The sequence below is a fragment of the Microcoleus sp. PH2017_09_SFU_O_A genome (genome assembly GCF_020738625.1).
In the GTDB taxonomy this organism is placed as follows: Bacteria; Cyanobacteriota; Cyanobacteriia; order Cyanobacteriales; family Microcoleaceae; genus Microcoleus.
In genome coordinates, this window is record NZ_JAEQCF010000001.1 from 156241 (window position 1) to 171654 (window position 15414).

The window sequence follows — 15414 nt, forward strand, 5'->3', positions numbered from 1 at the left end:
ATTCATCTATTGTGGAACGGGCTTCTAGCCCGTGCTCAGCAACAGGCAAGATGCCTGTTCCACAAGACAATTCATCTATTGTGGAACGGGCTTCTAGCCTGTTGCTGACATCTGTATCATTTCCCGTTAACAGCCAGCGGGGAACTGGTTGCTGGAAAAATCGCCAGTTGGGGTCAAATTTGCGCGATCGCGAACACACAATTTGCACCGGTTGTGGGGGCTTTCCTTGCAGTTTCCTTTGTTCTAGCAAATCGGGTGAAAAGACTCTCAGAGTAGTTCCATAGGCGCGTAAAGTGCCGTTTCCGAACAAAACTGCGTCACTGGCGGCGACTTGTTGTTCGAGGTGAGATTTGTCGTTAGCTGAACCGAATCTGGCGGCGGTGAGGGCGGTATCTGTAATTTTGCCATCGGCACTCATGGCGAGTATTACTGTTGTGTGAATCATTCGATTTGGGATTTAGGGTTCGGGATTTTAGAATACAAAAAACCCAGCGGTTGAAATCGCCGAGTGTTTCTACCTCATTTACCTAATTCCCGAATAAACGCTCGATCGCAACTGAAACATTTGGAAAAGCGAGGGGATTAATATTACCGTGAGTCAGAGTTTCTCTGAATTGATAGCCAGCATCGGTAGGATCTCGAAACACGATTAATTCCATAGTTCGCAAATTGACAACCCAATACTCGGCAATCCCGGCGGCGGCGTAAATTTTGTTCTTAATTCCCAAGTCTTTAGTCAGAGTAGAATTGGAGTATTCTATCAGCCAAAAGATGTTTTCTGGATAGGGATGATGTTCTCGATAATTTTGTCCCAAACGTTGAATTACAGCGATATCTGGTTCGGGTTCGGAGTTGTTAAGTGGCAAGGTAATGGGCTTACCTTGTCGCACTTTAGCCCGATCGCCTAGCAAGTAAATTAGGTACTCTCCAGCCTCATCGCTACAGTAAGCATGAGATTCTCCTTCGGGAGCCATTTCGATTATTTTTCCACCGATTAGTTCAACTTTTCGCCCTTCCAGAATGCCGGCTGCAATGATGCGGTGGTAGTCTGCAACCGTCCATTTTACAGTTGTGACGCTCACGGCGATTACTCCTGTGTTTTTATTGTTATTTTACAGTCGATCGCACATTTCTCCCAAAAACCCGATCGCCCATCCACCCAAAAATGCGATCGCACATCCACAAAAAACCCGATCGCCCATCCACAAAAAACCCGATCGCCCATCCACCCAAAAACCCGATCGCCCATCCACAAAAAACCCGATCGCCCCATCAATCCATCAACCCAAAAACCCCGGCGGTTGAAACCGCGGCTACACAGACAAAACCCGCCTCCGCGGGTTGAAGATTTACCCGATGATTTTCCATCTCCGAATACCCTCTTCGTCCGCGGAGGCGGACATTGTTTGTGTAGACGCGGTTTCTAACCGCCGGGTAACTGTCAACTGTCAACTGTCAACTGTCAACTGTTTAACTCCCTCCAATCGCAGGAAATGCACCCGGCCCGATCGATCGCCCGCTACAACTGTCACTCCATCAGCGGCGATCGCACAACAATCAAACCTAGCATCTCCGCTGAAACTAGCAACCTCTTTGCCACTAAGCAAATCCCAGATTTTGAGGGTGTTATCGGATGAAGCGGAAACCGCTATGAGGCCGTCTGGTGCGATCGCGACTTCTTGTACCTCGTCAGTATGACCGGTGAGGGTAAAAAGTTCGGTGTCTGTCTCGATGTCCCAGATTTTGACGGTTTCATCCCTTGAAGCGGAAATCGCGGTTTTGCCAGAAAGTGCGATCGCAACTGCTTTTACCTCGTCAGTATGACCGATCAAAGTTGTGAGTTCGATGCCACTGAGTAAATCCCAGACTTTTAGGGTGTTATTCCTTGAACCAGAAATCGCTGTGAGACCGTCTGGTGCGATCGCAATTGGTATTACCCAGTTAGTATGGCCGGTGAGAATTCTCAGTTTTTTGCCACTAATCAAATCCCAGATTGTGAGGGTGTGATCCGTTGAAGCGGAAATCGCTGTCAGACCGTCGGCTGCAATCACGACTGCTAATACCCTGTTAGTGTGATAGGTGAGAGTTCTCAGTTCCCTGCCATTAGGAAAATCCCAGATTTTGAGAGTGTTATCCCCTGAAGCTGAAATTGCTATTTTGCCAGAGGGTGCAATTGCAACTGCTGTTACATAACCAGTATGACCAGTGAGAGTTCTCAGTTCCCTGCCACTAAGCAAATCCCAGATTTTGAGGGTGTTATCGCCTGAAGCGGAAATCGCTGTTTTGCCATCTGGCGCGATCCCAACTGCTGATACATAATCAGTATGACCCATAAGAGTTATGAGTTTCTTACCACTGTCGATGTCCCAGATTTTGAGAGTTTTATCCAATGAAGCCGAAATCGCTGTCAGCCCGTCGGCTGCGATCGCGACTGCTTTTACCTCGTCATTATGGCCGATGAGAGTTGTTAGTTTTCTACCACCGTGGATGTCCCAGATTTTGAGGGTGTTATCCCGTGAAGCAAAAATCGCTGTTTTGCCATCTGGCGCAATCGCGACTGCTAATACCCATAACGTATAGTCGGTGAGGGCTCTCAGTTGGATGCCAGTGTCGATATCCCAAATTTTGATGGTGTTATCGTCTGAAGCGGAAATCGCGGTTTTGCCGTCTGGTGCGATCGCGACTGCTGATACATAATTAGTATGACCGATAAGAGTTGTAAGTTCTCTACCACTTTCGATGTCCCAGATTTTGAGGGTGTTATCCTCTGAAGCGGAAATCGCTCGTTTGCCATCCGGTGCGATCGCGACTCCCCATACCGAGTCAGTATGACCGATGAGAGTCAAAAGTTCCCTTCCGCTGTCTGTGTCCCAGATTTTTAAGGTGTTATCGCATGAAGCTGAAATCACTGTTTTGCTATCTGGTGCGATCGTGACTGCTGATACCGAATCAGTATGACCGATCAAAGTTCTCAGTTCTCTTCCGCTGTCTGTGTCCCAGATTTTCAGGGTGTTATCCCATGAAGCGGAAATCGCTCGTTTGCCATCCGGTGCGATCGCAACTGCCGTTACTGGGTCAGTATGACCGATGAGAGTTCTTAGTTGCCTACCGCTGGCTGTGTCCCAGATTTTGAGCGTGTTATCCTCTGAAGCGGAAATCGCTGTTTTACCGTCTGGTGCGATCGCCACTGCCCATACTCCATCAGTATGACCGACAAGCGTCCGCAGCGCCCCTTCATTTGCCCGCTCTAAATTAGCCCTCAAAGGCCGCAGCCAAAGACTATTTTTCGACTGCTTGGCTTGTTCCAGCAACCCCTGAATATCAGTCATTTCAAAATCTAGCAACCTCCCCAATAATTGCCCTACTAATTCAGTTTTATCCCTATCCAAAACGTGCGCCGACTTGCGAATCGCCCCCTGAATCAAATTCAAAGTTTCAGTTTGCCCCTCCGACAACAAAACATCAGAATTTCTCGCCAAATCGTAATCCTCAATTAACCCTTGAACCCCGATCGCATCCAACTTCGCCTCAATAAAATCAAAATCCGTCAACAACTGATGCAGCCGTTCCCCTTGAACACTCTGGGCCAAATGCCCCGGCAAAGTTTCCAAAGCATAAAGCCGCTTTTTCGGCGACAGTTTCCCCAACCGTTCTTTAAACTTACTCATCGCCGTACAAATCCTCCCACAAATTATCAGAAATTGCCGTTTCAATATCCCGCAGCGACACCCCAGCTTTCTGCACCACATCTATACGATGCAAAAATCTTTGGAAACTCGCGTGATAGATACTGTAATCAGGAGGACTATCACCGCTACGCCGCAGAAACTGTTCCCAATCATCGAGAACTTCCTGCACATCCAAAGCATCTTCCTCAGCAAAATCAGCCAATATATCGCAGCAAACCGGCTTGCGAACTTTGGTCAACAAATAAATCACCTTCAACTTCCGGCGGCGCAATTCCTTATCTTTAACCGCCATTTCCATCCGCGCCCAATGCTTGTCATAATATCCTTCCAACTCCCTCGGCAAATCTTGCAAATTCACATCGCTATACTTGCCGCTATCGATATCATTCAGCACGTAGCGCAGGTACATAAAATTATTCTGGCTTTTTTCCGCCACCGCCGCCACAAACTGTTCGCGCTGCAAATTTTGACGGTTAATCCAACTCTGAATAGACGCGCTGTTGCTGGTGCGTTTGTCAATATAAACCTTGACATCTGCCAAACTTTCTGCACTGTACTGCATCAAATCAAAAACCTGATGATTTGGCAAAGGCAGAGTTTTCGGCTGCTTCGACACAATAAAATAAACATTATCCGGCAAAGCATCTGGCAAATACAAAACATTGCTGCCGCGCCCCTGCAAATTCAAATCCACTTCATCCAGGGCATCGACGACAATAATCAACTTTTTTCCGCCCAATTTAGCGCTGACTTCCCCCAACAATCGACTCAGAAAATTGCCATCTCTCGTCGCATTTTCCGGCAGTTGCGGATAATTTAGTTGATAGCGTCGAATTAACTGAGTGCAGGCATTTTCCAGAAATTGTTCGGCGCGGACAATGCCTTGAGATTGCGAGTTAAAATGGGCGACGCAGCGCCGCTTCAGCAGCAGCACTAACTTCGCCATAATTGAACTTTTGCCGACACCCGGATCTGCTTCTAAAACAAAATAGCCTTTGCGATTGTTCTGCAAAAATTCGGCAATTGCTGCAAATACAAATCGCCGTCCAGTAAAGTCTTGAGTCCGGTCTGCAATAATCGTTTCGCACTCGTAGGGAAGCGGCAATCGAGGCGCGGAAATATCAACAAATCGTTCCAGCAAATTCTGAATCTGCGCCAAATCATCGCGGATTCCAATTTCTATGGATTCCAATTTCACCATCACTTGACAAATCTGCTGCTGTGTCGCCACGGCTTCCAATTTTTGCAGAATCTCCCCATTTTGCAGCCCCAAATCTCTCAATTCAGTCAAAGCAATTTGGTGCAGATTCAACAGCATCGCTGCAAACTTTTCGCCTCCCTTCGCCGCATCCAGTTTCAGCACTTCCCGGTACGCTTTCGGAAAAGTTGCATACAGTTTGTCCGCCACAAATTCCACGATTTCCGCATCGAAGGATTTGCCCTCGGTGGCGGCGAATTCCCCCAGGAAACTTGCCCAATCTGCTGGTGTCAATCCGGTAACGCGATCGAACTCCTCGGCATCGGCAGAAAAAATCCCAGTTAGCTGCTCTTCTGAAATCTGTAAACCCCTTGACAAATCGGCTGTACTCGTGTTAATATCCAGCCAGTATTTGGGAGTTTTCTGGGCTAATTTATCTAAATCCCTGGTCGAGAAATTTTTGCTAAGGGCTAGTGCGGTAAACTTAGGTGAGTTAGTAGCAACCTCTCTCAAAATATAGCCGATCGCCTCACCCGCAGCCTTAGTCAAATCATGATTGTCCAGAATATTGGGATTTTTTGCCAGTTTTTCCGTCATCCGATTTCCGAGGTCATTCGCCGCGATATTCCCCGCAATACTAGCTGCAATCGTTGCTAAAATAGAAATCCCCCCAACCGTTGGATTGGCAATCGCACCCAATGCTGCTGTCACACCCGGATTGGCGATCGCGCTGGCAATCATTGGCGCAACACCCATCACCGCACTGCATCCAATTACCCTAACTTTAGTATTAGCTAAATCTACTAACGACATAATTTAAATACTTCTCATACTTTGGAATAGTTTAGCGCGGCGAGATAATTAAATACAAGGTTAATTTACCGCCTTTAATATCAGCTATTCAGTCGTCTTTAGACGACTTTAGCTGTGAGACAGGGGTTTTCAACCCCTGGCGGCCCCAGCAACTAGCTGAGGGCCTCCGCCACCCCTGGCGGCCCCATTGGTCAACAACCAGGTCAAACGTAGTCACAGACTGCTGTTTACCCCCGAGGCCAGATCCCCCCTTAGCTTGCCCCCTACTCCCCCTTAAGAAGGGGGGGACAGGATTCCAATCAAAGTCCCCCTTCTTAAGGGGGATTTAGGGGGATCTGGCCTCAGCAACAAACGAGAGATACAAAAAAGGGTTCCAGGCTTAAGTTGACAACAAACTGGCCGCCCCGCTCTCCTATTTGTAAACTTTTTTGTCAACCCGATCGCACAGCTTGTATTTAACGGATAATGTCTGTTTATTTATTTTTGTCCCCCAGCGATCGCCCTCAAAACAACTTTACTTTTCTTTACAAACCAACAACCAAAAGACGGCGCCGAACACAATAATTTCGTTACAGACTTTAAATGCGACGCGCGATCGACTAAAGTAAAAAAAATGGCTTTATCCGTTTATTCATCGCAAAGGAAACAAAGCTCATGGTTCAACGCGGTTCGACAGTCCGGATTCTCCGCAAAGAATCCTTCTGGTATCAAGAAGTGGGCACCGTTGCTACGGTAGACCAAAGCGGCATTAAATACCCAGTTATCGTTCGCTTTAGCAGCGTCAATTATGCCGGCGTCAACACCAACAACTTCGCCCAAAGCGAATTAATCGAAGTGTCAGCACCCAAAGCCAAAGCCAAAGCACCAGCAGCACCAGCAGCACCAGCCGCAGGAAAGGCACCAGCAGCAAAAGCAGCAGCCAAACCAGCAGCACCAGCCGACGGCGCTCCTAAATAAGGCTAACCAAATAACTAGACTCAAGAGCGCTAATTGTGCCAGAACTGCCAGAAGTAGAAACTATTTGCCGGGGTTTGAACCAACTTACCCTCGATCGCGAAATATTGGGCGGAGACGTGCTGTTACATAGCTCGATCGCCCGCTCAATCTCTGCGACCGATTTTTTGACAAAACTCAAAGGAAAGTCGATCGCATCTTGGTACAGGCGCGGCAAATACCTCCTGGCAGAACTATCGCAATGGAGAGGGGGAGAGGGAGAGAGTGGGAGATCGGGAGAGGGGGAGAGGGGGAGAGTGGGAGAATTCTCACCTCAAACTTTCAGTTCTTCTCTTCAATCTTCTTCCTTCTCCCTTCTGCCCTCAAATGCTGGCTGGTTGGGCGTTCACCTGCGGATGACCGGACAATTGCTGTGGGTAAACCAATCCGAACCCCTACCAAAACACGCCCGAGTCCGCCTATTTTTTGCAGGAAACCAAGAATTACGCTTTGTAGACCAACGCACCTTCGGGCAAATGTGGTACGTCCCCGCAGAAACCGAGGTTTCCAGTACAGTCACCGGCCTCAAAGTCCTAGGCCCGGAACCGTTTTCCGACGAATTTACCACAGAATATTTAGCCCGCAAGCTGCACCGACGGGCGCGACCAATTAAAACAGCATTGCTAGACCAGTCACTGGTAGCGGGTTTGGGCAATATCTACGCTGACGAAACTTTGTTTTTGTCGGGAGTGATGCCGACAACTCTGTGCGCTGATTTGACAGAAGTGCAAATCGATCGCATTCATACAGCTATTATTCAAGTTTTACAGCAGGCGATCGCCTCCGGCGGCACCACTTTTAGCAATTTTCTCAACGTCCAAGGCGTCAACGGTAACTACGGTGGCGTCGCTTGGGTGTACAATCGCGCCGGTCAACCCTGTCGTACTTGCTCAATGCCGATCGAAAAGATAAAATTAGCAGGGCGATCGACTCATTACTGCCCCGCCTGTCAGAAATAACCAGGAAGGTACGTTCCTCGATCAAAGAGCGCTGAAGCGCAACTACGTACCTAATACGCAGGAGGGTACGATCATCGATCAAAGAGCGCTGAAGCGCAACTACGTACCTAATACGCAGGGTACGATCATCGATCAAAGAGCGCTGAAGCGCAACTACGTACCTAATACGCAGGAGGGTACGATCACCTTTGTTTTTTACCAAAATATTTGCTCCAAACCCTCAATCTCAGTTCAAAAACCTGGTTTCTTGCTTCGAGTGCATCAGTTATATCTACTATTAAAGCCAAATCGGCATTAAAATTTGTATACTTTTATAAATGAAACAGAGCAAATTATGGCAATCAAAAAAGGTAGCATAGTCCGCGCAATTCGCGAGCAACTCGAAAACAGCCTAGAAGCCCAAGCCAGCGATCAGCGCTTTTCCTCCTATCTATTTGAAAGCAAAGGCGAAGTGATGGATGTTCGCGGCGAGTACGCCTTCGTCAAATTTGGTAAAGTCCCCACCCCCAATATTTGGCTGCGCGTAGACCAACTCGAAGATTTTAAGTAAACTCACAGTTATAGACGTAACTCTTAGGTACGTTGTTGCGCTTGGGCGCTCTTTCATAGATCGAAGAGCGCCCAAGCGCAACAACGTACCCACTCAAAGGTAACGTAGATTACATACAGTGCACTCGATCGCACTTAAGCTCATTCTTAAAATCTAAAAGTTAGCATCTAAAATCGCATGAATCCCCCATCAACCCGCGTATCAATTATTGGTGCAGGCAAAGTCGGTAGCACCTTAGCCCAACGAATTGCCGAGAAAAATCTAGCAGATGTAGTATTGTTAGATATCGTCGAAGGTTGGCCGCAGGGCGTTGCTTTGGACTTGATGCAAGCAAGGGGAGTCGAACGGCACGATCGCCAAATTGTCGGTACAAATGATTATATAGATACAGCCAACTCAAATATCATCGTCATTGCCGCCGGTATCCCCCGCAAACCCGGTATCAATCGCGAAGATTTAATTAAAATCAATGCTCAAATTGTCACAGAAGCTGCCAAACAGGCGATCGCCCATTCCCCCGAAGCAATCTTAATTGTAGTCACAAATCCCCTAGATATTATGACATATCTAGCCTGGGAAGCTTCCGGTTTGCCAAAACACCGAGTCATCGGTATGGGCGGCATTCTCGACTCCGCCCGCTTTCAAACTTTTATTGCCATGGAATTGGGCGTTTCCATTGCCCAAGTGTGCGCCACAGTCATCGGTTCCCACGGCGATTTGATGGTTCCCTTACCGCGCTATTCCACAGTCAACGGCATTCCCATCGCTCAACTGATGGATGCAGGGGCGATCGATCGCATCGTACAGCGGACTCGCCACGGTGGCGCCGAAATAGTAGGATTGATGAAGAATTCTAGCGCCTATTTTGCACCCGCATCTTCCGCCTGTTTGATGGTAGAATCAATTTTACTCAATCAGTCGCGACTCTTGCCTTGCTCAGTTTATTTGAACGGTCAATACGGCGTGCAAGATATATTTTTAGGTGCTCCCTGCCGCTTGGGATATCAGGGCATCGAACAGATACTGGAACTCGAACTTAGCGATGCAGAAAGAGCCGCTTTTCAGGATTCTGGTAAACTGGTTTTGCAAAGTATTGAGGAAGCCGAAACCATACTGAAGAATGCTGGTTAAGCAAGTCAGCAGAAAGTATCCGGCTTGTGCACCCGAAAAAATGTACAGCCTCAATATTTCGGGTGAGACAATTTCATCAATAAGACTTACGCAGTCTCGACTAAAAAAGCCCGGTTGATTATTTTTACCCCTCTTGATTTTCTCACTTAATTATTATGTTAAGAAACTAGGTTTCTGTCTCAGCCCCGATTTAACCTAAAATTCCTTGACTTTAGCCTAAAATGTGATATAGTTGAGTAATATATTGTATCAAAAATGTTAACCAACCCAACAAAAGCGCTCAAAAGGAAATAAAGTCTTAGAGCATCGGTTTTGTTGGTTTAATTTAAGCAGAGCCTACAACGAAAACCAACTGGTTGACCGGAAAACTCAGCTCGAATGAGGTGGATTTCAATAAGTTTAATAAATAGAAGCGATATCATAAAATAATTTGAAGGCCCGGCAAATCATCGAAATGATTCCATAGCTCCAAAATCTGGATTAAACCGAATTTAAAACAGATAAGTTGAGAATTCGAGAAAACCAGAGAAAACTCAAGAAAAGCCGATCGCCTAAATTCAAACAAATCTTCATAGAGGCACTCCCAACAGGATATTCGATCGCCAAACTTAGGACAATATCAATCGAGTTTGCGATAATCAGAAAAAGGTGATAATTGCAACCACAGGCGATCGGAAAAAAATGTCAAGATTAGTTCAGGACTCTGGGCGCGCTTGCGCCGTGAAACCGGGTTTCTGCTTTTCACTTTCGGAGATTCCCTGATTTAATTACCTTAAGATACCGGGTTGATGATTCAACAGTTGACAGTTGACCTGGGACAGTTGACAGTTTGAGAGCGACCTTTACCCTTAAGTCCGAGGATTGGAGTAATGAATAGTCTGATTTTAATTTCTCCCGCTCAGGGAGAGGCTTTCAACCAATTATTTCTGGTAAAACTCTCAATTATTGACAATTTATGCACTCTTCCCATCACCGATCGCCCGTTTTTACAGTAAATATACCAAGTTAAGCTCCTGGTTCGACCTCCCAATCTAGAAAAAATACGGAAATGCAGCGCGAGTAGCTGCTAAGTGCTAGGAGAAGGAGGAGAATTTGCCCTCTGCTTTTAGATTTACAGCAACCGCGCCCATCAGGGTTAGGACGTTCTCGCATGGCACAAACCCTTGCGTTCGATTGTTTCTTCACTTCGCTCAACTGTCAACCCTTATCTAAGCCAGCGAAGCTTTCAACTGTCAACTCTTCTCTAAGCAAGCTGTCAACTGTCAACTATCAAACGATTTTGGATTTTGGATTGGGGATTTTGGATTGGGGATTGTCAACTGTCAACTGTCAACCCTTATCTAAAGCGGGCAAGCTGTCAACTGTCAACTGTCAACTGTCAACTGTCAACTGCTATACCAGGCTCAACTTGCAGAGCGCTATTGGGATGCTATGTACCTCGATACCAAACCGCAAAATAACTAAACAAATAACAATATGTTTCATGAATATTTGTATCAAGAAGTAACCGACTTGCGCCAAAAGCTAGCTCACCTAGAAAGAGAAATGCAGTCTCAAACCTGGTTCAAAAAGCTGCAAGCGCTGATGGGAGTGATTGGCAAAATTCGTCAATCCTTAGACTTAGAAACAATATTCAAAATTACAGCCACCGAAGTTCGGCAACTCCTAAATGCCGATCGAGTCGCCGTTTACCGGTTCATTCCCGAATCCGACTGGAACGACGGCGAAGTAGTATCAGAAGACGTACTTCCCCAATTCAGCCCATCCCTGGGTGCAAAAGTTCACGATCACTGCTTCGGCGAACAATTTGCAGCCAACTACGCCAAAGGTTACGTTCAAGCAGTCAGCGACATCTACAAAGCCCGGTTGAGTCCCTGTCACCTCAGAATCCTCAAGCGATTTCAAATCCGAGCAAACTTAGTCGTACCCTTGCTACAAGGGCAACATTTGTGGGGATTGCTGTGCATTCACTCCTGCGGTCAACCCCGCGATTGGCAGGAAGACGAAATCGAATTTGCCAAACAAGTAGGAGAACATTTAGCAGTTGCAATTTATCAGGCCGAATTGCACTCGCAAACCCAAAGACAATTAGCAGAAATCGAATCGACGCAGCAGAAACTCCGCGACAGCGAGCAAAAATATCACCAAATTCTCGACTCGATCGCCGATATGGTATTAGTCAAAGGCCCAGAATCGAAAATCGTTTGGGCAAATCAAGCATTCCGCGACTATTACGGCATGACTGAAGAGGAACTTCAAGGCATTGTAGACGCACCTTTCTCCAATCCAGACAATACTCTCCAGTACATCAAAGATGACGCTTTCGTATTTGAAACCGGACAGACTCTGCAAATTGCCGAAGAACCGGTGACGCGCCACGACTCAGAAGTGCGACTGTTTAGCACAGTCAAAGCACCCATCCGCAACGAAGACGGCCAAATTACAATGACTGTCGGCGTCTCCCGGGACATGACGGAACGCAAAGCAGCAGAAGAAGCCGTCAAAGCCAGCGAAGCCAAATACCGTCGTTTGGTAGAAACCTCCCAAGACATGATTTGGTCGGTAAATGCCCAGGGGCGTTTCACCTTCGTCAACGCAGCAGTTAGATATATCTACGGTTACGAACCAGCAGAAATGCTCGATCGGCCTTTCTCGGACTTTATGACACCAGAACAAAGCCAGAAAGATTTAGAAGTTTTCGCCCGCCTCAAGGCCGGAGAATCAGTTTTTCAGCACGAAAGCACCCAAATCGCCAAAGACGGCAGCATCAAACATTTGATGTTCAATGCCATAGCCCTGTACGACGACAGCGGAAACGTCCTCGGCACCACCGGTACAGCCACCGACATTACCGATCGCAAACGGGCAGAATCCGCCTTGCAACACGCAAACGCCGAACTAGAGCGCAGAGTAGAAGCCCGTACCGCCGAACTGCAACAGACTTTTGCCGCCCTCAGTGTCAGCGAAGCCAAGTTCCGGACGATCGCAGCCACCATCCCCGGAGCTCTGTTTCAATTTTGCAGCCGCGATGGAGTGTGGAGAGTTGACTATATGAGCGATCGCATCGCAGATATAGCCGGCATCACCGCAGCAGAAATGATGGGAAACATCGCCTCTTTCATTTCCCACGTCCACCCCGAAGACCTCGAAAGCTTCATCGCTTCCATCAACGAAGCCGTTGAAAATACCTGCCTGTGGCACTACGAAGGGCGGTTAGTCAAGCCCGATGGCGAGATTCGCTGGTGGCAAGGCGACTCAATTCCCACCCGCAGCGAAACCGGCGAAATCGTATTTTCCGGTGTATTGCTCGACATCAACGATCGCAAAGTTGCCGAAACAGCCATCCGAGAAAGCCAGCGACAGCTACAAGAAGCCCAAAGACTAGCCCACGTCGGCAATTGGGAACTAGATACAACAACGGGAACCGTCACTTGGTCAGAGGAACTCTTCCGCATCCACGGACTCGAACCAGCGGCCACAGCACCCAGCCGAGAAGAGCAAATCGCTCTGATCCATCCAGAAGATTTAGAATTTTGGCATACAGAAGTACAGCGGGGAGTTGACTTCGGCATCCCCTTTGATTTTGACTTCCGCGTTTACCGCCCCGACGGTACCTTGCGACACCTCAACACCCTGGGCCGCGCCGAAATCGATGCCAGTGGCAAGGTGCTAAAATTGTTCGGCACGGCGATCGACATTACCGATCGCTTCCTTGCAGAAGAAGCCCTGAGACAAGCAGCAGCCGAGTTGGAAGACAGAGTGAGCGATCGCACTGCCGAACTTTCCCAAGCAGTCACTCAGTTAGAACAAGAAATTGGCGATCGAAAACTTGCAGAAGCAGCGGTGCAAGTTTCCGAACAAAACCTGCGAACAATCTTTAACAATGTCTACGATGCTATCTTCATTCACGATTTAGAAGGAAACATTCTCGATGTCAACAATCGAATGTTAGAAATGTACGGAGTGAGCCAGGAACAAGCAACAAAATTATCAATTATCAACGACTATTCAAGCGGCGATAATCCCATAGAACAAACGGCAGAACTTTGGGCTAGAGTATTAGCCGGCGAAACAGGTCGCATGGAATGGAAAGCGAGGCGTCCCAACGACGGTTCAACTTTTGATGCAGAAATTGCCCTGTCCAAAATCAATCTTAACGGCAATGTTAACATCATTGCCAACGTGCGAGATATTAGCGATCGAAAACAGGCAGAAGCAGAACTGCAACGCGCTCAACAATTTATGGAATCAGTCCTCAAAACCATACCCGTAGGAGTAGTTGCCAAGGAGGCCAAAGAGTTGCGATTTGTACTGTGGAACCCCGCAGCCGAAACTTTGCTCGGTTTCAGTGCAGCAGAAGTTATGGGCAAAAATGATTACGACTTTTTCCCCACAGAACAAGCTGATCTTTTCACCGCCAAAGACCGGGAAGTGCTCGACAGCGGGCAGATGGTAGAAATCGCCGAAGAAGATATTCAAACAGGCCAAGGAGAATCGCGGATATTTCACACCAAGAAAACAGCAATACTCGATGCTGATGGCACACCGCAATATCTATTAGCTGTCACCGAAGATATTACCGATCGCAAACTAGCAGAAATTGCCTTGAGGCGATCGTCCGCCCAACTCAAGCAGCAAGCCGATCGAGAAAAATTGCTCAACATTCTCACCGCTCAAATCCGCAATTCCCTCGACTTCGACAGCATCGTCACAGTCGCAGTTCAGGAAATTCGCGCTTTCCTGAAGATCGATCGCTGCAACTTTGCCTGGTATCGCGAAGACGGGGAGGAGCCTTTCTGGGAAATTATTAAAGAATCTCGCCACCCCCAACTTCCCGATTTAACAGGTCCCTATCGGGCTTCAGATTTTGGCCCCGTTGGAGAACAAATATTGCATATGGAAATAGTGCGGCTGGATGATGTCGAAACAGTCGCAGATCCTGCTTGGAAACAAACCATTCGAGGGATGGGCTACCAATCTGTATTAGCCATCCCCATGCAGGCACTTTCCGGGGTAATGAGCGCAATTACCTGCTGCAACAGCAATGTTGTGCGGCCCTGGAGCGATAGCGAAGTCGAATTGTTGCAAGCGATTACAGTTCAATTGGCGATCGCCCTCAACCAAGCCGATCTTTACGCCCAAACTCGCAATAAAGCTCGCGAATTAGAGCAAACCTTGCTGCAATTAACCAGCGCTCAATCGCAGTTAATTCAAAGCGAAAAAATGTCATCTCTCGGTCAACTCGTGGCAGGAGTTGCCCACGAAATTAACAATCCAGTTAACTTTATTTACGGCAATCTCAGCCATGCTAACGAATATACTCAAGACTTGCTGCACCTGATCGAACTTTACCAAAACTACTATCCCGATCCGGTGCCGGAAATTCAACAGGAAGTCGAAGCAATTGAACTCGAATTTCTAATGGATGACTTACCGAAACTGCTTTCGTCAATGAAAGTCGGTGCAGACAGAATTCAGCTCATCGTTGCATCTCTACGCACATTCTCCCGCATGGACGAAGCAGAAATGAAAGCCGTCAACATCCACGACGGTATAGATAGCACTCTGATGATTTTGCAGCACCGGGTCAAAGCAAAACCCAATTATCCCGAAATAGAGGTGATCAAAGAATACGGTCAATTGCCGTTAGTAGAATGTTATGCCGGACAGCTAAATCAAGTGTTTATGAATATCTTGAGCAATGCTTTAGATGCTTTGGAAGAAAGAGATGCGCGGCTTTCTGTCGAGCAAATGCGGGAAAATCCCAGCTCGATCCGCATCTGGACTGAAATGCCAAAACCCGATCGAATATTAGTTCGGATTGCTGACAACGGCCCGGGCATGACAGAGACTGTCCGCAATCAACTTTTTAACCCATTTTTCACCACTAAACCTGTGGGAAAAGGCACTGGGATGGGCTTGTCAATTAGCTATCAAATTGTTACAGACAGACACAACGGCTCGTTGAAATGCACTTCTGCGCCGGGAGAGGGTGCCCAATTTGCGATCGAGATTCCGCTCAAAGCTAATCGCTAATCATAGGTACGTTGTTGCGATGAAAGCGCTCTCGATCTATGAAAG

At 47.5% G+C, this 15414-nt stretch carries 12 protein-coding genes; 7 read left to right on the forward strand and 5 right to left on the reverse strand.

What is annotated here, in order from left to right; genetic code table 11:
* Together JGK16_RS00725 and JGK16_RS00730 are read right to left on the reverse strand one after the other, a co-directional pair.
* Positions 1-445: dihydrofolate reductase family protein (locus JGK16_RS00725; protein ID WP_293189243.1), on the reverse strand; the 445-nt coding region annotated here is incomplete at its 3' end.
* Positions 446-527: 82 nt separating this feature from the next.
* The gene (locus JGK16_RS00730; protein WP_293189245.1) at positions 528-1082 is read right to left on the reverse strand and encodes a Uma2 family endonuclease; all 555 of its coding nucleotides are present in this window, start codon (positions 1080-1082) and stop codon (positions 528-530) included.
* Between the two features lie 13 nt (positions 1083-1095).
* On the opposite strand from JGK16_RS00730, the gene JGK16_RS00735 reads away from it, so the two are divergent.
* Positions 1096-1305, forward strand: a complete 210-nt coding sequence (locus tag JGK16_RS00735) for a hypothetical protein (RefSeq protein WP_293185504.1) — start codon at positions 1096-1098, stop codon at positions 1303-1305.
* A gap of 143 nt (positions 1306-1448) precedes the next feature.
* On the opposite strand, the gene JGK16_RS00740 is transcribed toward JGK16_RS00735, so the two are convergent.
* Positions 1449-3668, reverse strand: coding sequence for a hypothetical protein (locus tag JGK16_RS00740; protein WP_293189247.1), 2220 nt, complete (start codon positions 3666-3668; stop codon positions 1449-1451).
* The gene (locus JGK16_RS00745) at positions 3661-5700 is read right to left on the reverse strand and encodes an ATP-binding protein (protein ID WP_293189249.1); all 2040 of its coding nucleotides are present in this window, start codon (positions 5698-5700) and stop codon (positions 3661-3663) included. The genes JGK16_RS00740 and JGK16_RS00745 overlap by 8 nt, the downstream gene beginning before the upstream one ends.
* 654 nt (positions 5701-6354) lie before the next feature.
* Between JGK16_RS00745 and JGK16_RS00750 the strand changes: the two genes are divergently transcribed.
* The 4 genes from JGK16_RS00750 (at position 6355) to mdh (ending at position 9333) form a co-directional block, all read left to right on the forward strand.
* Positions 6355-6657, forward strand: coding sequence for a photosystem I reaction center subunit IV (locus JGK16_RS00750; protein ID WP_293185507.1), 303 nt, complete (start codon positions 6355-6357; stop codon positions 6655-6657).
* A 35-nt stretch (positions 6658-6692) separates the two neighbouring features.
* The gene (locus tag JGK16_RS00755) at positions 6693-7652 is read left to right on the forward strand and encodes a DNA-formamidopyrimidine glycosylase (RefSeq protein ID WP_293185508.1); all 960 of its coding nucleotides are present in this window, start codon (positions 6693-6695) and stop codon (positions 7650-7652) included.
* Positions 7653-7986: 334 nt separating this feature from the next.
* Entirely contained in the window at positions 7987-8202 is a 216-nt protein-coding gene (locus tag JGK16_RS00760; protein ID WP_293185510.1) for an NAD(P)H-quinone oxidoreductase subunit O, read from the forward strand.
* 177 nt (positions 8203-8379) lie between these two features.
* Positions 8380-9333, forward strand: coding sequence for a malate dehydrogenase (gene mdh / locus JGK16_RS00765; RefSeq protein ID WP_293185511.1), 954 nt, complete (start codon positions 8380-8382; stop codon positions 9331-9333).
* A 619-nt stretch (positions 9334-9952) separates the two neighbouring features.
* Here the strand turns inward: mdh and JGK16_RS00770 are convergent.
* Entirely contained in the window at positions 9953-10078 is a 126-nt protein-coding gene (locus JGK16_RS00770; RefSeq protein WP_293189251.1) for a hypothetical protein, read from the reverse strand.
* Positions 10079-10202: 124 nt separating this feature from the next.
* Between JGK16_RS00770 and JGK16_RS00775 the strand changes: the two genes are divergently transcribed.
* Together JGK16_RS00775 and JGK16_RS00780 are read left to right on the forward strand one after the other, a co-directional pair.
* Positions 10203-10328 (forward strand): hypothetical protein, encoded by a 126-nt coding sequence (locus tag JGK16_RS00775; protein ID WP_293185513.1) that lies wholly within the window; start codon positions 10203-10205, stop codon positions 10326-10328.
* 481 nt (positions 10329-10809) lie between these two features.
* Complete coding sequence (locus JGK16_RS00780; RefSeq protein ID WP_293185514.1) at positions 10810-15369, forward strand: PAS domain S-box protein; 4560 nt, start codon at positions 10810-10812, stop codon at positions 15367-15369.
* The last annotated feature ends 45 nt before the right edge of the window (positions 15370-15414 follow it).

Bases quoted from the DNA above. Each gene is read 5' to 3' on its own strand.
- JGK16_RS00740 (WP_293189247.1), bottom strand. From the start codon at position 3,668: ATGAGTAAGTTTAAAGAACGGTTGGGGAAACTGTCGCCGAAAAAGCGG.
- JGK16_RS00745 (WP_293189249.1), bottom strand. From the start codon at position 5,700: ATGTCGTTAGTAGATTTAGCTAATACTAAAGTTAGGGTAATTGGATGC.
- JGK16_RS00750 (WP_293185507.1), top strand. From the start codon at position 6,355: ATGGTTCAACGCGGTTCGACAGTCCGGATTCTCCGCAAAGAATCCTTC.
- JGK16_RS00760 (WP_293185510.1), top strand. From the start codon at position 7,987: ATGGCAATCAAAAAAGGTAGCATAGTCCGCGCAATTCGCGAGCAACTC.
- mdh (WP_293185511.1), top strand. From the start codon at position 8,380: ATGAATCCCCCATCAACCCGCGTATCAATTATTGGTGCAGGCAAAGTC.
- JGK16_RS00775 (WP_293185513.1), top strand. From the start codon at position 10,203: ATGAATAGTCTGATTTTAATTTCTCCCGCTCAGGGAGAGGCTTTCAAC.
- JGK16_RS00780 (WP_293185514.1), top strand. From the start codon at position 10,810: ATGTTTCATGAATATTTGTATCAAGAAGTAACCGACTTGCGCCAAAAG.